Here is a 19,626-nt window from a genome sequence, read left to right as displayed (position 1 = left end):
GGGTGGGCGTTTTTTTTTTTTATACGCGCCGGGTGTGGGCCGCCCTACGCGCTGGCCGGCGCGGGGGGCCCGGGCGGGTCCTGACATCGGCCGGGCCCACGGGGCCTGGGGTGGCGGAGAACGCCGGGAGAGCGGCCTACGGCCTACTTGGCCTCGGCCTTGCGGAGTTCGGCCAGCTCCTCGTCCGACTCCCGCCCCGGCGTCGGGATGTTGAACCGGATGATCGCGAAGCGGAAGATCGCGTAGTAGAGCGCCGCGAAACAGAGCCCGACCAGCGCGAGCCCCCACGGGTTGGTCGCGATCCCCAGGTTGAGGAAGTAGTCGACCGCGCCCGCCGAGAAGCCGAACCCGTCCTTCATGCCCAGGGCCCAGGTCAGCGCCATCGACACACCGGTCAGCACGGCGTGGATCGCGTACAGCACCGGCGCGATGAACATGAACGTGAACTCGATCGGCTCCGTCACACCCGTCACGAACGCGGTCAGCGCGAGCGAGAGCATCATGCCGCCGACAGCCTTGCGGCGCTCGGGGCGCGCGCAGTGCGTGATGGCCAGACAGGCCGCCGGGAGCGCGAACATCATGATGGGGAAGAAGCCCGTCATGAACTGACCGGCCGTCGGGTCGCCCGCCAGGAACCGGTTGATGTCGCCGCTCTTGCCGTCGAACGTACCGGCCTGGAACCACGGGAACGAGTTGAGGAGATGGTGCATGCCGACCGGGATCAGCGCACGGTTGGCGACACCGAAGATGCCCGCGCCGACCGCGCCGGAACCCACCAGCCACTCACCGAGGTTGTGCAGCCCGGCACCCAGAACCGGCCATATGTAGCCGAAGACGATGCCGATCCCGAGCCCGGCGAACGCGGAGAGGATCGGTACGAGGCGACGGCCGCCGAAGAAGCCCGCCCAGTCCGGCAGCTTCGTCCGGTAGAACTTCTGGTACAGCAGGGCCACCACGACGCCCATGACCACACCGCCGAGGACCTTCGCGTCGACGGGCGCGTCCGTCATCACGATCTTGCCGTCCACCACCTGCGCGACCTTGGGCAGGTTCGCGTCGGTGAAGGTGGCCAGCACGTTCTTGAAGACCAGATAGCCCGTGACGGCGGCGAGCGCGGTCGAGCCGTCCGCCTTCTTCGCGAAACCGATCGCGATGCCGACGGCGAACAGCAGCGGCATGTTGTCCAGGATCGCGTTGCCGCCCGCGGCCATGAAGCCCGCGATCTTCGTGACGAACGCGGGGAACGAGTCACGGCCGAGCATGTCCCCGTTGCCGAGCCGTACGAGCAGCGCCCCGGCGGGCAGGACCGCGACGGGCAGCATCAGGCTGCGCCCGATACGCTGCATCACGGACATCAGGCCGCTGCCCTTTTTCGGCTTTGCCGCAGCGGGCTTGTTCTCCGCCGCGGGGGCGGCGCTGGCCGTGGACATCAACTTCCTCCAGGGGGAACGCGGCAGACGGCCGCGTGGTCTACACCACTCAATGGTTTAGACCAGTTGTACACGGTGAGGAACGGATAAGGAACCGCCGTAATTCGGCGAAAAATGTGACCTGGGTTACTCGGATTACCCGATCGCCGCTCAGGCTGACCCGGGCCCGCCGCTCCGGCTACTTGGTGTTCTGCTCCTCGATCGCCGACTCCAGCTCCTCGGGCTCCCGCCCCGGCGTCGGGATGTCGAACACGGTGATCGCGACCCGGAAGACCACGTAGTAGACCACCGCGAAGCACAGACCGATCGGAATGATCAGCCAGGGCTTGGTGTCCAGGTGCCAGTTCACGACATAGTCGATCAGCCCGGCCGAGAAACTGAACCCCGCGTGCACCCCCAGCGCCCAGGTGATCGCCATCGAAGCGCCCGTCAGCAGCGCGTGCGCCCCGTACAGCAACGGCGCCGCGAACATGAACGAGAACTCCAGCGGCTCGGTCACCCCCGTGACGAACGACGTCAGCGCGACGGAGAGCATCAGCCCCGCGATCCGCTTACGGTGCTCGGGGCGCGCGCAGTGCGTGATGGCCAGGGCCGCCGCCGGCAGCCCGAACATCATGATCGGGAAGAACCCCGACATGAACTGCCCCGCCGACGGATCCCCGGCGAAGAACCGGGTCAGATCGCCCTGGACGACCGTGCCGTCCGGCTTCGTGAACGAACCCGCCTGGAACCAGAAGAACGTATTCAGGAACTGATGCATACCGATCGGGATGAGCAGCCGGTTCGCCACCCCGAAGATCCCCGCACCCCAGGCGCCCAGCCCGATGAGCTGCTTGGCGAACGCCGTCAGCGCGTCACCCACCGGCTGCCACAGCAGCCCGAAGGCCACGCCGAGCACCACGCAGATGAACGCCATCAGGATCGGCACCAGCCGCCGCCCGTTGAAGAACCCCAGCCAGTCCACCAGCCGCGTCCGGTGGAACCGCTGCCAGACCACCGCCGTCAGCAGCCCGATCAGGATGCCCCCGAGCACCCCCGGGTTCTGCGGCACCCCTTCCGGCACCGTCTTCGTCACCGTGCCGTCGACCGGGAACGCGGCCAGCACGTTGTGATAGACGAGAAAGCCCACGACCGCGGCGAGCGCCGTCGACCCGTCCGCCTTCTTCGCGAAACCGATCGCCACACCGATGCAGAAGAGCAGTGGCAGCCCGAACGCCGCGTCGAGGATCGCCGTACCGCCCTGGGTGAACACCTTCGCCGTCCTGTCCCAGAACGGCCCGTGCAGATACGCCGAGAAGAGATTGCCCAGACTGACCAGCAGGCCGGCGGCGGGCAGTACGGCCACCGGGAGCTGGAGGCTCCGGCCGACCTTCTGAAGCCCCTGGAACAGACCGTTCCACGGGCTCCTCGGCCGCCCCGCCGACCGCTGCGGCACGGCGGCGCCGTCGGCGCTCATCGGCGTTCCCCCATTCCTCTCCCATCCCTCCATGACTGGTGTAGACCAGTTGAGTTAGGCTTCTCCCCGCCATCATTCGGTACGGCGTGACCGCTCGCCCGTGAAGATGAGCCAACCGTGCGTTACGGTGACAAAACGGTCTGTGTTCGAACGTCAGGGAGTAAAGACATGGCCACCAAGGCTGAGAAGATCGTCGCCGGACTCGGCGGGCTCGACAACATCGAGGAGATCGAGGGCTGCATCACCCGCCTCCGCACCGAAGTCGTCAACCCCGACCTCGTCGACGAGGTCGCCCTCAAGGCGGCCGGAGCCCATGGCGTGGTCAAGATGGGCACCGCGGTCCAGGTGGTCATCGGTACGGACGCCGACCCCATCGCCGCCGACATCGAAGACATGATGTAAAGCACGACGCGGAAGCGCGACGCCGGAATCGCGACGCGGAAGCACGACGGACGACGGACGACGGACGACGGACGACGGACGACGAAGAATCGCGAGCGGAATCGCCCGCGGACAAGGAGGGGCCTGAATCCGACCACGGTCACCACCGCCGGATCAGGCCCCTCCCCACGTCCCGATAGGCTCACGGCCATGTCTCGAATCGACGGCCGCACCCCCGAACAGCTCCGCCCCGTCACCATCGAACGCGGATGGAGCAAGCACGCCGAGGGCTCCGTCCTCATCTCCTTCGGTGACACCAGGGTCTTCTGCACCGCCTCCGTCAGCGAAGGCGTCCCCCGCTGGCGCAAGGGCAGCGGCGAAGGCTGGGTCACCGCCGAATACTCCATGCTGCCCCGCGCCACCAACACCCGCGGCGACCGCGAATCCGTACGCGGCAAGATCGGCGGACGCACGCACGAGATCAGCCGCCTCATCGGCCGCTCCCTGCGCGCCGTCATCGACTACAAGGCGCTCGGCGAGAACACCATCGTCCTCGACTGCGACGTCCTCCAGGCCGACGGCGGCACCCGCACCGCCGCCATCACCGGCGCGTACGTCGCCCTTGCCGACGCCATCACCTGGGCCCAGGGCAAGAAGATCGTCAAGGCCGGCCGCCGCCCCCTCACCGGCACCGTCGCCGCCGTCAGCGTCGGCATCGTCGACGGCGCGCCCCTCCTCGACCTCTGTTACGAGGAGGACGTCCGCGCCGAGACCGACATGAACGTCGTCTGCACCGGCGACGGCCGCTTCGTCGAGGTCCAGGGCACGGCCGAGGCCGAGCCCTTCGACCGCAAGGAGCTGAACGCCCTCCTGGACCTCGCGACGGCCGGCTGCGTCGACCTCGCGGCCCTCCAGAACGAAGCCCTCGCCCGCACGGCCTGACGCCCCCGTACCGTACGGGCGCCCGTCCGGCGCGTCCGTACGGTACGGATACTGGTGGGCATGACCCGCCTGATCCTCGCCACCCGCAACGCCGGGAAAATCACCGAACTCAAGGCCATCCTCGCGGACGCCGGCCTGCCGCACGAACTGGTCGGGGCGGAGGCCTACCCCGACATCCCCGACGTCAAGGAAACCGGCGTCACCTTCGCCGAGAACGCCCTCCTCAAGGCCCACGCCCTCGCCACCGCCACCGGCCTCCCGGCCGTGGCCGACGACTCCGGCCTCTGCGTCGACGTCCTGGGCGGCGCCCCCGGCATCTTCTCCGCCCGCTGGGCGGGCACCCACGGCGACGACGAGGCCAACCTGAACCTCCTCCTCGCCCAGCTCGCCGACATCGCCCCACCCCACCGCACCGCCCACTTCGCCTGCGCGGCGGCCCTGGCCCTCCCGGACGGCACGGAACGCGTGGTGGAAGGCCGCCTCCTGGGCACCCTCCGCCCCACCCCGGCGGGCACGGGCGGCTTCGGCTACGACCCGGTCCTCCAGCCGGAGGGCGACACGAGGACGTGCGCGGAACTGACGGCGGCGGAGAAGAACGCGATCAGCCACCGCGGCAAGGCGTTCCGGTCCCTGGTCCCGGTCGTACGGGAGCTGCTGGGCTGAGCCGAACGACAGAATCGGCCTGCGTATCAATCCTTCGATACGCAGGCCGACTGCTGTGCGGCGGAAGGGATTCGAACCCTCAAGCCCTTTCACAGGCCACAGATCCTAAGTCTGCCGCGTCACCACTGCGCCACCGCCGCTAGCCGTAAGCCATCGTACCGGCCGGGCGGCTTTCAGGAGAGCTGGAGAGGATCTAGCCCCTGAGCTCGTGCTTCTTCCGGCGGCTACGGCACCACGTGTCCGTCAGCGCGTGGCAGTTCGGGCACAGGTAACGCAGGTTCTCGGCGCGGTTGTCCAGCCAGTCGCCGCTGATGTGGTCGATCTGGAGTGTGATCGGCCGGCCCAGCCATTCGCCGGTGTTCCCGCAGGACGCGCAGCGGTAGGGGATACCGATCTCCTGCAGTGCCCGGTGCAGTCGGGGGCGGTTGGTGCGAGGGGAGCCTTGCGGCAGGACGACGAGTGTGTCGTCGGCCACGGGTTTCGGTGCGCGCGGTTGCGCCTTTCCCCAGGCGCGCCGCTTGAAGTGACTGGTGTCAAGGCCCAGTTGGGCCGCCTTCCGCCGAACACGGCGGTGATTTGTGTCGTTCACCTGGAGTCCGAGGGCGCGCATGACGCCCGCGTAACTGGAGGCGCCAGGTATCGCGTTGCGCAGCGCTGTCTCTGGGATCGCGAGGCGCGCGTTACGGAAATGAACGGTGTCGATGCCCCGCTCCTTGAGCATGCGGCCGAGTGCCGCGCGCGACCGGCTGTCGTCGGGTACTCCGAGAATGCGGGCTACGCCACGGATGCTGTCGGCGGAGGCGGCGGCGTCCGCCAGTTCGGGGGTGGTGAACGGCAGTTCGGTCGGGGTGAGATTCATCCCCGGGAAGTGGCTGATGTCGATGCCCGCCGCCTCGATGCGGCGGGCGATGTGCGACAGCGTGCCTGTGGCGGGTGGCACGCCCAGCTTGGCAACGACCTCACGCAGTGTCGTGGATGTCGCGGCAGCGGCGGCGATGACCTCGTCCGGGTACTTCCGCCACGGACTCCGTTGCTTGAAGTGACTGGTGTCGATGCCGAGGTCGGCAACTTTCTGCTGAAGGACGCGGCGCTGCCCGCCACTTGATCTGAGCCCGAGGCGGCGCATCAGATCCGCCCAGGTCTGCGCATCGGAGACGGCTGTGGCCAGATGGTCCCGGTCGTAAGGCTCGGGCACGGCTCCTCCTCGGTCCGGCCGCGCGTTCGCGGCGTCGCACTGAGTAACGAACCGGATATCGGACGGTTACGCCATCCGGCGCAGCCGTCCGATATCCGAGCGAGGTGGTGGAGGGGTCAGAACTTGGGTTCCGGGGTCTGGGACTGGACCAGTTCCACCGCTTCCTCCGGTGTCTCGACCGACGGGGGCGAGCCGGTCAGCGGCTTCTGGGCCGTTTCCTTCATGCAGGCCACCGCGATCACGCCCACCAGTGCCGCCGCCATCGCGTAGTACGCGGGCATCAGGTCGTCGCCCGTCAGGCTGATCAGGCCGGTGATCACCAGGGGGGTCGTGCCGCCGAAGAGGGAGGCGGAGAGGTTGTAGCCGACCGACAGTGAGCCGTACCTGACGTGGGTCGGGAAGAGTGCCGGGAGCGCTGCCGACATGGTGCCCAGGAGGCAGACCAGGGAGAGGCCGAGCATCAGCATGCCGGCCACGATCGCGGGGATGCTGCCCTGCTTGATGAGCAGGAAGGCCGGCAGGGAGAGGAAGAAGAAGCCGAGCATGCCGGTCATCAGCAGCGGCTTGCGGCCGTAGCGGTCGCTGAGTTTGCCGACCTGGCTGATGATCATCATCAGGACGACCATCACGCCGAGCAGGATCAGCAGGCCGTGCGTCTCGCTGTAGCCGAGCTGGTCCGAGAGGTAGGTCGGCATGTACGACAGCAGCATGTAGTCCGTGATGTTGTACGCGCCGACGAGCGCGATGCAGAGGATCAGCGACGGCCAGTACCGGCGGAAGATGTCCGCGAGGTCACCCTTTGCCGTCGTCTCCACCGTGTCCGCAGCCTCGGAGGCGTGCGCGCTCTGCGCCTGCAGCTTCTGGAAGGCGGGCGTTTCGTCGAGGCGCAGCCGCAGGTAGAGGCCGACGAGTCCGAGCGGGCCGCCGATGAGGAACGGTACGCGCCAGCCCCAGTCCGCCATCGTGTCGGAGCCGAGGATCGCGGTGAGCGCGGTGACCAGGCCCGCGGCGCCGACGTACCCGGCGAGGGTGCCGAATTCGAGGAAGCTGCCGAAGTAGCCGCGGCGCTTGTCGGGGGCGTACTCGGCGATGAAGGTGGACGCGCCGCCGTACTCGCCGCCCGTGGAGAAGCCCTGGACCAGCCGGAAGAGGATCAGCAGTGCCGGGGCCCAGAAGCCGATCGTGGCGTACGAGGGGATCAGGCCGATGGCGAAGGTGCCGACCGCCATCAGCATCATGGTCAGCGCCAGGATTTTCTTGCGGCCGAGCCTGTCACCCAGGGGGCCGAAGAACATTCCCCCGAGTGGGCGTACGAGGAAGGCGACGGCGAAAGTCGCGAAGGAGGAGAGAAGTTCGACCGTGGAATTCCCCGAGGGGAAGAAGACATGGCCGATGGTGACGGCGAGGTAGCTGTAGATACCGAAGTCGAACCATTCCATGGCGTTACCCAGGGAGGCGGCTTTCACGGCGCGCTTGACCGCTTGTTCGTCGGTGACGGTGATGTCGGACCGGCGTAGTTTGGGGTTCTTCCGCCGCTGGATGGTGCGGAAGAGTGCGGGGTGGCGTTTGACCGCTGCGGGGTCGGCCGCCTCTTCGTGCTCCTGGCCGGCCATGGCGCGGGTCCTTTCCTCGGATTCCCTGGAGTGAATGCAGTCCAGGGGAACCTTCTGCACGCTGGCGCCGGATGCAAACCGAAGCCCCACGGAAGTGGGACTTCGGTCACAGTGTTCCGCCGGTGGCCCGTTCTCCGGCGGTGGCCGTTCCGGGCTCGCCGGTCAGATGCCGAGGTCCTTGATGATCTTCGCCACGTGGCCCGTCGCCCGTACGTTGTAGAACGCGTGCTCGACCTTGCCGTGTTCGTCGACGACGAGCGTGGAGCGGATCACGCCCGTCACGGTCTTGCCGTACATCTTCTTCTCGCCGAAGGCGCCGTACCGCTCCAGGGTCTCCTTGGTCGGGTCGCCGACCAGCGTGACCTTCAGGTTCTCCTGCTCGCGGAACTTCGCCAGCTTCTCCGGCCGGTCCGGTGAGACGCCGATGACGTCGTATCCGGCCCCGGCGAGCAGGTCGAGGTTGTCGGTGAAGTCGCACGCCTGCTTGGTGCAGCCGGGGGTGAGCGCGGCGGGGTAGAAGTAGACGATGACCTTGCGGCCCTGGTGGTCGGAGAGCGAGACGTCCTTGCCGTCCGCGTCGGGCAGGGTGAAGGCGGGGGCGGTGTCGCCGGGGGTCAGTCGCTCGCTCATGGTTCTCCTCCGAGGTCGGGCGGGGCGGTACGGGCCTGAGCGTAACCACCGGGCCGTAATCGGGGGTGCCGTCGGGTGGGGCCGGGGTGGAGCTGACAGACTGTCGCTCAAGGACTACCGGACACGACGACGGAGGCAGCGCGGTGTCGGATTCCAGGACCCCGGCGCAGATCGAGGCGGACATCGTCCGCAGGCGCGGGCAGCTCGCCGAGACGTTGGACGAGATCGGGGTGCGGGTGCACCCGAGGACGATCGTCGGCGACGCGAAGGCCAGAGTGGCTTCCACGGTGGACCAGACGGCAGGACGGGCGTTCGTCGCCGTGAACAGGACGGTGGCGGGCGTACGCGCGTCGTTCGTCGCTGACGACGGCGGGCCCCGGCTGGAGCGGGTGGTGCCGGTGGCGCTGCTCGCGGTGGGCGTCGTGGGGCTGCTCGTGATGGCGGGCAGGCCGGCCAGGACGTCCGGGCCGGCGAAGCGCCGCAAGAGGTGACCGTTCCCGGGGCGGGGACCGCGGTGGTTCCCGCCGCGGGTCCGTGTCGCACGTGTCGTCGCCCGTGTCACCCCTCTGGCGTACGGGAGCGCCGCGGGCAGGTAGGTTCGGGGTCGTGAGCGAGAACTCCCCCAGCCAACACGACAAGCTGCCCATCCGGATGCTGCACGACCGCGTGCTGGTCAGGACCGACATCCCGGAGGGCGAGCGGCGCTCGTCCGGCGGCATCCTCATCCCGGCGACGGCGGAGGTCGGCCGGCGGCTGGCCTGGGCCGAGGTGGTCGCCGTGGGGCAGAACGTCCGTACGGTGACGCCGGGGGACCGGGTGCTGTACGACCCCGAGGACCGTGCCGAGGTCGAGGTGCGCGGGGTGGCGTACGTCCTGATGCGGGAGCGCGATCTGCACGCGGTCGCCGCCGACCGGTTCGAGGGGTCCCAGGACTCGACCGGGCTTTATCTGTAACCGCTCTTCAGCCGCCCTGTACGGGCCCGCCTGGCGTGTTTGCTACGTTGGGGGGACCCGACGAGACGCGCCGTACCGGGTCAACCGAAAGACGACGCACCTGTTGTCCGTGCTTTCTGTGCCGGAGGTGCCGTCATGGCGTGGGTTCTGTTGGTCGTCGCGGGTCTGGTCGAGGTCGCCTGGTCGATCGGGATGAAGTACACCGAAGGGTTTACGCGGCTGTGGCCGAGCGTGTTCACCGGTGCCGGGATCGTGGTGAGCATGGTGCTGCTGTCGCAGGCGGCCAGGACGCTGCCGATCGGGACGGCGTACGGCGTGTGGGTCGGTATCGGCGCGGCGGGTGCGGCGGTGCTCGGCATGGTGGTGCTGGGGGAGCCGGCGTCCGCCGCCCGGATCTTCTTCGTCGTGCTGCTGGTGGTGGCCGTGGTGGGGCTGAAGGCGACCTCCGGGCACTGATCCCGGGGAGCCGGCCACGTGGAGGCGTGGACACGTGGTGAACACGTGTGGCTGGTGAACACGTGTGGCCGGTGAACACGTGTGACCACTGGATACGTGTGGCCACTGGATACGGCTAGAGGTTGCCGGGGCCCTGGTCCTGGGCGGGCGGCGGCCCCTGTCCCGCCGGGCCGCCCGTCGTGTTCGGGCCGTCGGCGGCCCCGGTGTCTCCCGTACCGCCCGCTCCGTCCCCGCCCGTGGTGTCCGGGGCGCCGCCGGCCGGTGGCCCCTCGCCGGTGGTGGAGCCGGTCGTCGTCGCGCCGCCCGTGGTTGCCGTACCGCCGCCGGTTCCGTCCGCCCCGCCCTGCGGCCCGCCCTGGCCCGGGGGTCTGCTCCGGCCCGAGGTGGTGCCCCCGGTGGTGGCGCCACCCGTTCGGCCCTGTGACGGACCCTGGGTCTGTCCCTGTGACGGCCCCTGAGTATGCCCCTGGGTGCTGGGCCGCGGTGAGGCGCTGCCCGCCCTGCCGGGTTCCCGCGACTCCTGCTCGTCCGGGGGCGCCGTCTCGGACGAGCCTGGTTCCACCTGGAGGTCGAAGTTCTGTACGGGCGTGGTCCGCAGCGCGCTCGCGGTGTACTCGCCCCAGATCTGGGCGGGCGCGCCCCCGCCGTTGATCCGGGCCTGTCCGAGCGCCCCGTACAGCGGCTTCTGCCGGGCGGTCTTGGGGTCGGCGCCCATGACGGCGACGACCGTGGCCAGGTTCGGCGTGTATCCGGCGAACCAGGCCGCCCGGTCCTCCTCCGCCGTGCCGGTCTTGCCCGCGGCCGGGCGGCCCGCCGTCTGGGCGGCGGTGCCGGTCCCGCCGTCGACGACGCCGCGCAGCATGGCGGTGGTGGTGTCGGCGGCCTCGCGGCTGACGGCCCGTGTGGTGGGCCGCGCGGGCAGGGCGATGTCCGTGCCGTTCTTGGTGATCTTGGCGACCAGGGTGTACGGGGTGCGCTCGCCGTGGTGGGCGAGGGTCGCGTACGCCTGGGTCAGGTCGAGGACGCTCGCGGTGGCCGGGCCGAGGGCGATGGAGGGGGAGGCGGTGAGGTCGGGGGTGTCGGCGGGGATGCCGAGGGCGACGGCGGTGTCCTTGACGGTGGCGGGGCCGACGTCCTGGGCCAGTTGCGCGTAGACCGCGTTGACGGACTTGTCGGTGGCGACCCTGACGGTGATGGGGCCGTAGTCGGTGTCGTCCTCGTTGTCGGGGGAGTAGCCGGTGGGCCCGTCGCGGCCCTCGACCATGCGTCCGGTGTCGCCGTCGTAGACGGTGTTGGGGGTGATGGGGCGGCCGTCCTGGGTCTGGGAGCCGTTCTGGACGGCGGAGGCGAAGACGAACGGCTTGAACGTGGAGCCGACCTGGTAGTCGCGGCGGGTCGCGTTGTTGACGTACTGCTCGGTGTAGTCGACGCCGCCGTACATGGCGACCACGTGGCCGGTTCCCGGGTTGATGGAGGCGCCGCCGACACGCACGTTGCGGTCGGCGGCGCGTGCGCTGTCGAGCTGCGAGGTGATCTGGTGGTCGACGGCTTTGACCAGGGCGTTCTGCTTCTTGCGCTCCAGGGTGGTGGTGATCCGGTAGCCGCCGGTGGCCAGGGTGTTCGCGTCGATGATCCGGTGGCCGGCGAGGTAGTCGCCGACGGCCTGGACGACGTAGCCGCGCTGTCCTGAGAGGCCGACGGCCGCGGACCTGATGGGGCCGGGCGTGGGGAACTTCAGTGTGTCGCGGGCGCGGGGGTCGAGCCACTTCTCCTTGACCATGCCGTCGAGGACGTAGTTCCAGCGGGCGACGGCGGCGGGCTTGTTCGCCGGGTGGAGGACGACGTCGAACTCGCTGGGCGCGTTGAGGAGTGACGCCAGGTAGGCGCCCTCCGCGGTGGTGATCTCGTCGACGTCCTTGCTGTAGTAGGCCTGCGCGGCGGCCTGGATGCCGTACGCGTTCCGGCCGAAGAAGCTGGTGTTCAGGTAGCCCTGGAGGATCTGTTCCTTCGTCTGCTCGCGGTTGAGCTTGATCGCGATGAAGAACTCCTTGGCCTTGCGGCTGACCGTCTGTTCCTGGCCGAGGTAGTAGTTCTTGACGTACTGCTGCGTGATGGTGGAGCCGCCCTGGGTGCCCTTGCCCATGGCGGTGTTCCAGGCGGCGCGGATCATGCCCTGCGGGTCGACGGCGGGTTCGTTGTAGAAGCCGCGGTCCTCGGCGGCGAGCACGGTCCGTTGTACGGCCCTGGGCACCTGGGCGAGCTGGACGTTCTCGCGGTTGATGTCGCCGTCGCGGGCGATGTGCGTGCCGTCCGCGTACAGGTACACGTTCGACTGGGCGGTGGCCGCGGCGTTGGCGGCCGGGATGTCGACGAGCTTGTAGCCGAGGGCGAAGCCGCCGATGAGGGCGAGCGCGCAGAACAGGAGCCCGCTGAGCGTCATGCGCCAGGTCGGGAGGAGTTTGCGCGGGCCGGTCCTGCGGCGCCGCTTGGCCTTCCGCTCGGCGCGTTTTCCCGCCCGGGTCTCCGACCGCGTCTCCGCCTGCGTGTCGGTGGGGGCGCCGGTGGGGACGTCGGTGCCGCTGTCGTCGCCCGGCGGGGTGGGTGCCGAGGGGTCTCGCGGGGCCCAGCCGGGCCGCTGTGGCTCGTCGTTCATGCGTGGAGACTCCTCGGCCGTGGCCGGAGGATGACTCTCCGGCATAACGGTGTCGTATCAGGCCATTCGTCACGCAGGCAGGAGAAACGCTGCGTATCCCTATGAAACACGGCCAGAACGCCTACCGGCGGGACGGTCGGCGCGGCGCCGGGCGCGGCGGCGCCGGATATTCGGTCGCGCCGCCCGGTCGGACCGCACTAGGGTCTTTCGTTTGGATCTGGCCGCGGCAGGGAGCGGGGTCTGGTGCCGTGGATCGCAAGGCGGAGGAGGGAGGCGACGCGGGAGCGGATGGGGTCTCCCCTGGTCGAGCGAAGCCGAGACCTTGGGGATGAGTGACGACAACGCCGCGAGGCGCGGCCCGCCGCGTCAGCGGCTGATGTCACCGCGGGCGCGCGAGCCCGGCAAGATCCAAACGAGAGGCCCTAGGGTCGTGCGCTTTGGTGCCTGCGGCCGGTGGCTCGGGCGCGCTCAGCCGCCGGCCGTTGTCCGGCCGGCGGCCCACTGACATCCGGCCGGCGTCCGGCCGGCGCCCGGTCGGCACACGCCCCGGCGTCCGGCCGGCGTCCGGCCGGCAAGCGAAGAGAGAGAAAGGGGCCTTCGTGCGGCTCTACTTAGCCGTGGCCGCGGGAGGGTTCCGGCGTCACGCGACGTACCGGGTGGCCACGGTGGCCGGGACGTTCACCAACACCGTGTTCGGCTTCATCATCGCGTACACCTACACCGCCCTCTGGGACGAACGGCCGCAGCTCGGCGGTTACGACCTCTCCCAGGCCGTCACCTTCGTATGGCTCGGCCAGGCGCTGCTGATGACCTGCTCCATGATGGGCGGCGGCTTCGAGGACGAGCTGATCGAGCGCATCCGTACCGGCGACATCGCCGTCGACCTCTACCGCCCCGCCGACCTCCAGCTCTGGTGGCTGGCCGGGGATCTGGGCCGTGCGCTCTTCCATCTGCTGGGGCGTGGCATCGCGCCGATGGCGGCCGGCTCGCTCGTGTTCGACCTGGCGATGCCGGGCTCGCCGCTGGTCTGGGTGGCCTTCCTGCTGGCGGTGGCGCTCGGGGTGGTCGTCAGCTTCGCGCTGCGCTATCTCGTGGCGCTCTCCGCGTTCTGGCTGATGGACGGGGCGGGCGTGGCGCAGATCTCGTTCCTGGCGGGGACGTTCTTCTCCGGGCTGCTGCTGCCGCTCACCCTCTTCCCGGGGGCGCTGGGGGAGATCGCGCGGGCGCTGCCCTGGTCCTCGCTGCTCCAGATCCCGGCGGACGTCTTCCTCGGCCGGCGTACCGGGTGGGACCTGGTGGGGGCGTACGCGTTCCAGGCGTGCTGGGCGGCGGGGCTGCTGGTGGCCGGGCGGCTGCTGCAGACCGTGGCGACGAGGAGGGTGGTGGTCCAGGGTGGCTGACGAGACGTTCGCGGAGGGATCCGTGGCGGACGCACCGGATGTGCGGGGCGTACCGGACGCGGAGGCAGGAGGGGCGGAGCTGTGGATTCCGCGGGCCTCGCGCGCGGCGGCGCTGTGGGACGGGCTGCGGGCGTACGGCCTGATCGTGGCCATGTGGACGCGCGCCACGATGACGTACCGCGCGTCCTTCGTGATGACGGCGCTCGCCAACTTCGCCGTGACGGCCTTCGACTTCGTGGCGATCCTGGTGATGTTCACGCACGTCGACGCCCTGGGCGGCTACTCGCTGCCCGAGGTGGCCTTCCTGTACGGGACGGCGGGCACGGCCTTCGGCCTCGCCTATCTGCTCCTCGGCTCGATGGACCGGCTGGGCCGCCGGGTGCGGGACGGGACGCTCGACACGCTGCTGGTGCGGCCCGTCCCCGTACTGGCGCAGGTGGCGGCCGACCGGTTCGCGCTGCGCCGGCTCGGCCGGGTCGTGCAGGGGCTGCTGGTGCTGGGGTACGCGCTGCTCGTGCTGGACATCGACTGGACGGTCGCACGGGTGGCGATGGTGCCGTTGATGCTGGTCAGCGGTGCGGCGATCTTCGCTTCCGTGTTCGTGGCGGGCGCGGCGTTCCAGTTCTGGGCGCAGGACGCCGCCGAGGTGCAGAGCTCGTTCACGTACGGCGGGACGACGTTGCTCCAGTATCCGCCGACGGTCTTCGCGCAGGACCTGGTGCGCGGGGTGACGTTCGTGGTGCCGCTGGCCTTCGTCAACTGGATTCCGGCGCTGTACGTGCTGGGCCGGGAGGACCCGCTGGGGCTGCCGGACGCGGTGGCGTTCCTGCCGCCGGTGGTGGCGTGCGGCTGCTGCGCGCTGGCGGGGCTGGCGTGGCGCGTGGGGCTGCGGGCGTACCGCAGCACGGGGAGCTGATCCGGGTGCGTCCGGCTGGGGAGAGGCGTGTTCATGACGACGACGGGGACAACGGAGAAGAGGGAGTACGGATGGTGACGGGTGGCGACGACGCACCGGGTTTCATCGAACTGGAAGGTGTGGAGAAGGTCTTCGACGTCCGCCGCAGAACGGGTCTGCTGCGCCGCGAGAAGCACCAGGTGCGGGCGGTCGACGGGATCACCTTCCGGGTGCGGCGCGGCGAGATGGTCGGCTACATCGGACCGAACGGTGCCGGGAAGTCCACCACCATCAAGATGCTCACGGGCATCCTCACCCCGAGCGGCGGCCGGCTGCGGGTCGCGGGCATCGACCCGTCGCGCGAGCGTACGCGGCTGGCGCACCGCATCGGGGTCGTCTTCGGGCAGCGCACCACGCTCTGGTGGGACCTGCCGCTGATCGACTCGTACCGGCTGATGCACCGGATGTACCGGGTCCCCGACGCGCGGTTCCGTACCAACCTGGAGCGGTGCGTGGAACTGCTGGACCTGGGGGAGCTGCTGGACGTGCCCGTACGGCAGCTCTCGCTCGGCCAGCGGATGCGCGGCGACATCGCGGCGGCGCTGCTGCACGATCCGGAGGTGCTGTATCTGGACGAGCCGACGATCGGGCTCGATGTCGTCTCCAAGGCGAAGGTGCGGCAGTTCCTGCGCGATCTGAACGAGGAGCGCGGGACGACGGTGCTGCTGACGACCCACGACCTGACCGACATCGAGCAGCTCTGCCGGCGGGTGATGGTCATCGACCACGGGCGGCTGCTGTACGACGGGGCGCTGGCCGGGCTGCACGAGGTGGGGGAGAGCGAGCGGACGCTCGTCGTGGACCTGGAGCGTGAGCTGCCGCCGATCGACGCGGTGGCGGCGGGGGCGCGGGTGGTGAAGGTGGAGGGGCCGAGGCAGTGGCTGGCGTTCCCGGCGGCGGAGTCGGCGGCGCCGCTGGTGGCGCGGATCGCGGCGGAGTATCCGCTGGTGGACCTCTCGGTGCGGGAGCCGGACATCGAGTCGGTGATCGCCAAGATGTACGCGGACCGATCAGCTGTGTGACGTGGGCCTCAGGTGGTGGCTACTCTGCTCCTATGACGAGTGAACGGCCTGAGACGCGTGCCTCCGACGCCGAGCGTGAGCAGGTGGCGGAGCGGCTGCGGGAGGCGATGGCCGAGGGGCGGCTCACGATGGAGGAGTTCGACGAGCGCCTGGGCGTGGCCTACGAGGCGCGTACGCACGGCGAGTTGGTGCCGCTGGTACGGGATCTGCCCGTGCCGGGGACGACGACGGACGTGGTGCGCGCCGCCGACCGGGACGCCGCCCCGGGTGTCTGGGCCGACCGGGTCGGCCGCGAACCGGCCACGTCCAAGGGGGCGTTCGCGTTCTGGGGCGGCTTCGGCCGCAGGGGGACGTGGACGGTGGGCCGGAAGTTCACGGCGGTCGTCTTCCAGGCGGGCGGTGAGATCGATCTGCGTGAGGCGCGGTTCGAGGACCGCGATGTGGTGATCCGCTGCTTCACGATCATGGGCGGTGTCCATGTCACCGTCCCGCCGGGCCTGGACGTCGAGGTCAGGGGTTTCGGCCTGATGGGCGGCTTCGGTGAGGCGGAGCACGACGAGGTGGCGGTGAGCCCCGGCTCGCCGCGCGTGGTCGTCACCGGGTTCGCGCTGATGGGCGGGGTCGGGGTGGAGCGGAAGGTCCGCGAGTCGGAGAAGCGCAGGCTCAAGGAGGAGCGCAAGCGCCAGCGGCTGGAGAAGAAGACGGACCGGAAGACGGACCGGCTGGAGAAGAAGCCGGACCGGGGAGAGCTGGAGTGAGATCCGGGAGAGCCGGAGTCAGGCGCGGACGCCCGTAGTCCGGCGGCGTCCGCCATGGGGCGCGGGGAAGGTTCCGTCCCCCCGGTCCGTCCCCCCTCGGTCCGTCCGTGTCTCCGCTACAGATTGGCGGGTGCCCTGGCCTCCAGCAGTTCCAGGCTGAGCGCGCGGCCCATCGCCCGGTATCCGGCGTTGCTCGGGTGGAGGCCGTCGCCCGCGTCGTACAGCGGCCTGATCCGGTCGGGGGCGTACGGGTCGCGCACCACCCGGTCGAAGTCCACGACGTCGTCGAAGACCCCGCCCGCCCGGATCTCCGCGTTGACCCTCTCCCGTACGGACTCGGTGACCGGGTTGTAGCCGCGGTGCGCGCCGAACGGCGTCAGTGTCGAGCCGATGACGCGCAGCCCGCGCGTGTGGGCCTGCCGGGTCAGCTCCCTGAGCCCGGCGGTGATCCTGGCCGGATCGCGTTCCTGGCCGCGCAGGATGTCGTTGATGCCGAGGTCGATGACGACGGTCCGTGCCCCCGCGCGGTCGAGGACGTCGCGCTGGAAGCGGGAGATGCCGCTCGCGCCCTTGCGGTCCTGTACGGAGTCCTGGAGGACCGTGTTGCCGCCGATGCCCTCGTTGAGGACACCGACGTGCCGGTCGCGCAACCGGTCGGCGAGGATGTCGGGCCAGCGGCCGTTCGTGTCGGTGCGTGAGCCCACGCCGTCGGTGATCGAGTCGCCGAAGGCGACCACCGCGCCCCGCGACTCGCGGTTCTGGACGTCGACGGCGGTCAGATAGCGCCAGACCCTGCTCGGCTCGGTGTACGGGGCGCCGGAGGCGTCCTGCGTACGGTCGCCGTCGGCGAGGTACGAGGTCTGGAGCGCGTACGGGTGGTACGTGACGGGCCCGCCGGCGACCGGCGTGTAGAGCGTGACCAGCAGATCACCGTCGTACGGCACGCGCAGCGCCACCGGGTCGCTGATGATCTGCCCGCCGGCCGGTACGGTCACGGCCGCGCGCCCGTCGAAGGAGAGCTGCCGCAGCGTTCCGCCGGCCGCGCGCGGGCCGCCCGCGCCGACCGCGACGGAGGCGTGGCCGATCACGAGGGGCCGGGGGCTGTAGAGGTTGGAGAGGGTGACCCGGGCGCTGGTGCCGCCGATGCTGGTGTGCACGACGTTACGGATGGAACGCCCGGGGTGGCCGTTCGGCGCGTCCTTCTCGACGCCGGCCGGGGCGGTGGCCCATGTTCCGGTCCAGGCGTCGGCGGAGGCGGGCGCGGCCCGGCCGGGAGGCGGGTTCTGGCCGCGCGCCGCTCCCGTACCGCTGGTACCGCTCGTGCCGCCCGTACCGCTCGTGGCGGCTGCGCCCCTCGCGCCGTCGGCGCCGGGGACGGCGCCGCTGTCCGAGCCGTCGGTCAGCAGTCCGAATCCGCCGAATATGGCGGCGCACACCAGCGCCACCACCCCTATAAGCCCCCCGAGCAGGGCAAATCCGCGATGTCTGTTCATGGCCCCGTATCCCCTCGCCCCTCTGTACAGAACAATCATCCGGCATCGCGCCGGGAACTCGACGCGCGCCCCGGGAGTACGAGAGGAAGGGACAATGTGTACGAGTGGGTCAGCCATGAAGTGTGCGCGGACGGGTGGAGCGGATGGAACGTACGGATCCGGATGAATCGGACCCGGGCAAGGTGTTGACGCCGGGGACCTCCAGCGCGTCGGGGACCTCCGGCGCATCCGGGCCCCCGGACGCGTCCGGGGCCGGAGGGGCCGCCGGGGCGGCGGGTCGCCGCTCGGGGCTGCCCGGTTTCTCCTACACGGCCGCCGACGAGGAGAAGCGGCGCGGCGTGCGCCGTATGAAGACCACCGCCACCGGCCTGCTCCTCTTCGTCGCCCTCGTCTTCGTCCTCGCCACCTGGGCGAAGAACTCCGGCGCGGGCCCCTGGGCCGGATACGTCGCCGCCGCGGCCGAGGCCGGCATGGTCGGCGCGCTGGCCGACTGGTTCGCGGTGACCGCGCTCTTCCGGCACCCCCTCGGCCTGCCCATCCCGCACACCGCGATCATCCCGAACAAGAAGGACCAGCTCGGCGCGTCGCTGGGCTCCTTCGTCGGGGAGAACTTCCTCTCCGCCGGTGTCGTACGCACCCGGCTGCGCGCCCTCGGCGTCGGCGGCCGGCTCGGCACCTGGCTGGCCCAGCCGGACCACGCCGACCGCGTCACCGCCGAGCTGTCCACGGCGCTGCGCGGCGCCCTCACCGTCCTGCGCGACTCGGACGTCCAGGCCGTGGTCGGCGAGGCGATCACCCGGCGCGCGGACGCGGCGGAGATCGCGCCGGGCATAGGAAAGACACTGGACAAGATTGTCGCGGACGGCGCGCACCACCGGGCCGTCGACCTGATCTGCGCGCGGGCGCACGACTGGCTGACGGTCCACGGCGACTCGGTCATGGACGCGGTCCAGGGCGGGGCGCCGGGGTGGACGCCACGGTTCGTGGACCGCAGGATCGGGGACCGCGTCTACAAGGAGCTGGTGCGCTTCGTCACCGAGATGCGCGACATGCCGACGCATCCGGCGCGGGGCGCGATCGACCGCTTCCTGCGGGACTTCGCCGCCGACCTCCAGTCCGACACGGAGACCAGGGCGCGCGTCGAGCGGCTGAAGTCGGAGCTGCTGGCACGCCCCGAGGTGCAGGACATCATCGCCTCGGCCTGGTCCTCCGTACGCGGGATGATCATCTCGGCGGCCGAGGACGACCGCAGCGAGCTGCGTCTGCGGGCCCGCGCCTCGCTGCTCTCGCTGGGCGGCAGGCTGGTGACGGACGACCGGCTCCAGGGGAAGCTCGACGGATGGATCGAGGACGCGGCGGCGTACGTCGTCTCCACGTACCGGGGCGAGATCACCTCGCTGATCTCGGACACCGTCGCGAGCTGGGACGCCGCCGACACGTCGAAGAAGATCGAGGCGAACATCGGCCGGGACCTTCAGTTCATCCGGATCAACGGGACGGTGGTCGGCGCGCTGGCCGGCCTGCTGATCTACACGGTGTCGCACGCGCTGGGCGCGTGAGCGACCCGGCCTCGGCCCGGCTGTAAAAAAGTGCTGGGCGCGTGTACCGGACCCTGTCGTCCGTTC

Annotated in this window: 18 protein-coding genes, 1 tRNA gene and 1 riboswitch; of the genes, 11 read left to right on the top strand and 8 right to left on the bottom strand. The window is 70.3% G+C overall.

Going from position 1 to position 19,626, the window contains the following annotated elements; translation table 11 throughout:
- Positions 1-143: 143 nt before the first annotated feature.
- Entirely contained in the window at positions 144-1,430 is a 1,287-nt protein-coding gene (locus ACFXPL_RS01205) for a PTS transporter subunit EIIC (protein WP_384910454.1), read from the bottom strand.
- Between the two features lie 178 nt (positions 1,431-1,608).
- Positions 1,609-2,886 (bottom strand): PTS transporter subunit EIIC, encoded by a 1,278-nt coding sequence (locus tag ACFXPL_RS01200; protein WP_384910451.1) that lies wholly within the window; start codon positions 2,884-2,886, stop codon positions 1,609-1,611.
- Positions 2,887-3,054: 168 nt separating this feature from the next.
- Between ACFXPL_RS01200 and ACFXPL_RS01195 the strand changes: the two genes are divergently transcribed.
- From ACFXPL_RS01195 to rdgB, 3 genes are all read left to right on the top strand, one after another.
- The gene (locus tag ACFXPL_RS01195) at positions 3,055-3,288 is read left to right on the top strand and encodes a glucose PTS transporter subunit EIIB (protein WP_384910449.1); all 234 of its coding nucleotides are present in this window, start codon (positions 3,055-3,057) and stop codon (positions 3,286-3,288) included.
- A 189-nt stretch (positions 3,289-3,477) separates the two neighbouring features.
- The gene (rph, locus tag ACFXPL_RS01190) at positions 3,478-4,209 is read left to right on the top strand and encodes a ribonuclease PH (protein WP_384910446.1); all 732 of its coding nucleotides are present in this window, start codon (positions 3,478-3,480) and stop codon (positions 4,207-4,209) included.
- A 60-nt stretch (positions 4,210-4,269) separates the two neighbouring features.
- A complete protein-coding gene (gene rdgB / locus ACFXPL_RS01185; RefSeq protein WP_384910443.1) occupies positions 4,270-4,872 on the top strand; it encodes an RdgB/HAM1 family non-canonical purine NTP pyrophosphatase in 603 nt (200 codons plus the stop codon).
- Between the two features lie 56 nt (positions 4,873-4,928).
- On the opposite strand, the gene ACFXPL_RS01180 is transcribed toward rdgB, so the two are convergent.
- From ACFXPL_RS01180 to bcp, 4 genes are all read right to left on the bottom strand, one after another.
- A tRNA-Leu gene (locus ACFXPL_RS01180) sits at positions 4,929-5,012 on the bottom strand.
- Positions 5,013-5,065: 53 nt separating this feature from the next.
- Positions 5,066-6,067: an HNH endonuclease gene (locus ACFXPL_RS01175; protein ID WP_384910440.1), complete on the bottom strand. Its 1,002-nt coding sequence runs from the start codon at positions 6,065-6,067 to the stop codon at positions 5,066-5,068.
- Positions 6,068-6,183: 116 nt separating this feature from the next.
- Complete coding sequence (proP, locus tag ACFXPL_RS01170) at positions 6,184-7,680, bottom strand: glycine betaine/L-proline transporter ProP (protein ID WP_384910437.1); 1,497 nt, start codon at positions 7,678-7,680, stop codon at positions 6,184-6,186.
- Between the two features lie 162 nt (positions 7,681-7,842).
- The gene (bcp, locus tag ACFXPL_RS01165) at positions 7,843-8,310 is read right to left on the bottom strand and encodes a thioredoxin-dependent thiol peroxidase (protein WP_384910433.1); all 468 of its coding nucleotides are present in this window, start codon (positions 8,308-8,310) and stop codon (positions 7,843-7,845) included.
- Positions 8,311-8,453: 143 nt separating this feature from the next.
- Here bcp and ACFXPL_RS01160 point away from each other — a divergent pair, with 143 nt between their 5' ends.
- From ACFXPL_RS01160 to ACFXPL_RS01150, 3 genes are all read left to right on the top strand, one after another.
- Positions 8,454-8,801: a DUF3618 domain-containing protein gene (locus tag ACFXPL_RS01160; protein WP_384910430.1), complete on the top strand. Its 348-nt coding sequence runs from the start codon at positions 8,454-8,456 to the stop codon at positions 8,799-8,801.
- A gap of 160 nt (positions 8,802-8,961) precedes the next feature.
- Positions 8,962-9,264 carry a co-chaperone GroES gene (locus ACFXPL_RS01155; protein ID WP_329827408.1) on the top strand — a complete coding sequence of 101 codons (303 nt, stop codon included), beginning with the start codon at positions 8,962-8,964 and terminating at the stop codon, positions 9,262-9,264.
- A gap of 37 nt (positions 9,265-9,301) precedes the next feature.
- Positions 9,302-9,365: riboswitch (guanidine-III (ykkC-III) riboswitch) on the top strand.
- 34 nt (positions 9,366-9,399) lie between these two features.
- The gene (locus tag ACFXPL_RS01150; RefSeq protein WP_384910428.1) at positions 9,400-9,720 is read left to right on the top strand and encodes a DMT family transporter; all 321 of its coding nucleotides are present in this window, start codon (positions 9,400-9,402) and stop codon (positions 9,718-9,720) included.
- A gap of 115 nt (positions 9,721-9,835) precedes the next feature.
- On the opposite strand, the gene ACFXPL_RS01145 is transcribed toward ACFXPL_RS01150, so the two are convergent.
- Positions 9,836-12,373, bottom strand: coding sequence for a transglycosylase domain-containing protein (locus ACFXPL_RS01145; RefSeq protein WP_384910425.1), 2,538 nt, complete (start codon positions 12,371-12,373; stop codon positions 9,836-9,838).
- 599 nt (positions 12,374-12,972) lie between these two features.
- On the opposite strand from ACFXPL_RS01145, the gene ACFXPL_RS01140 reads away from it, so the two are divergent.
- From ACFXPL_RS01140 to ACFXPL_RS01125, 4 genes are all read left to right on the top strand, one after another.
- Complete coding sequence (locus tag ACFXPL_RS01140; RefSeq protein ID WP_384910422.1) at positions 12,973-13,773, top strand: ABC transporter permease; 801 nt, start codon at positions 12,973-12,975, stop codon at positions 13,771-13,773.
- A 79-nt stretch (positions 13,774-13,852) separates the two neighbouring features.
- Complete coding sequence (locus ACFXPL_RS01135) at positions 13,853-14,689, top strand: ABC transporter permease (protein ID WP_384910647.1); 837 nt, start codon at positions 13,853-13,855, stop codon at positions 14,687-14,689.
- 71 nt (positions 14,690-14,760) lie between these two features.
- Positions 14,761-15,750, top strand: a complete 990-nt coding sequence (locus tag ACFXPL_RS01130; protein WP_384910419.1) for an ATP-binding cassette domain-containing protein — start codon at positions 14,761-14,763, stop codon at positions 15,748-15,750.
- 32 nt (positions 15,751-15,782) lie between these two features.
- The gene (locus ACFXPL_RS01125; RefSeq protein ID WP_384910416.1) at positions 15,783-16,508 is read left to right on the top strand and encodes a DUF1707 domain-containing protein; all 726 of its coding nucleotides are present in this window, start codon (positions 15,783-15,785) and stop codon (positions 16,506-16,508) included.
- Positions 16,509-16,624: 116 nt separating this feature from the next.
- Here ACFXPL_RS01125 and ACFXPL_RS01120 read toward each other — a convergent pair whose 3' ends face one another.
- Complete coding sequence (locus tag ACFXPL_RS01120; protein WP_384910413.1) at positions 16,625-18,001, bottom strand: GDSL-type esterase/lipase family protein; 1,377 nt, start codon at positions 17,999-18,001, stop codon at positions 16,625-16,627.
- A gap of 143 nt (positions 18,002-18,144) precedes the next feature.
- On the opposite strand from ACFXPL_RS01120, the gene ACFXPL_RS01115 reads away from it, so the two are divergent.
- Complete coding sequence (locus tag ACFXPL_RS01115) at positions 18,145-19,560, top strand: DUF445 domain-containing protein (protein WP_384910410.1); 1,416 nt, start codon at positions 18,145-18,147, stop codon at positions 19,558-19,560.
- Positions 19,561-19,626: the final 66 nt, after the last annotated feature.

The organism is Streptomyces sp. NPDC059092 (assembly GCF_042756365.1).
In the GTDB taxonomy this organism is placed as follows: domain Bacteria; phylum Actinomycetota; class Actinomycetes; order Streptomycetales; family Streptomycetaceae; genus Streptomyces.
This window is presented reverse-complemented; position numbering and strand designations above follow the sequence as displayed.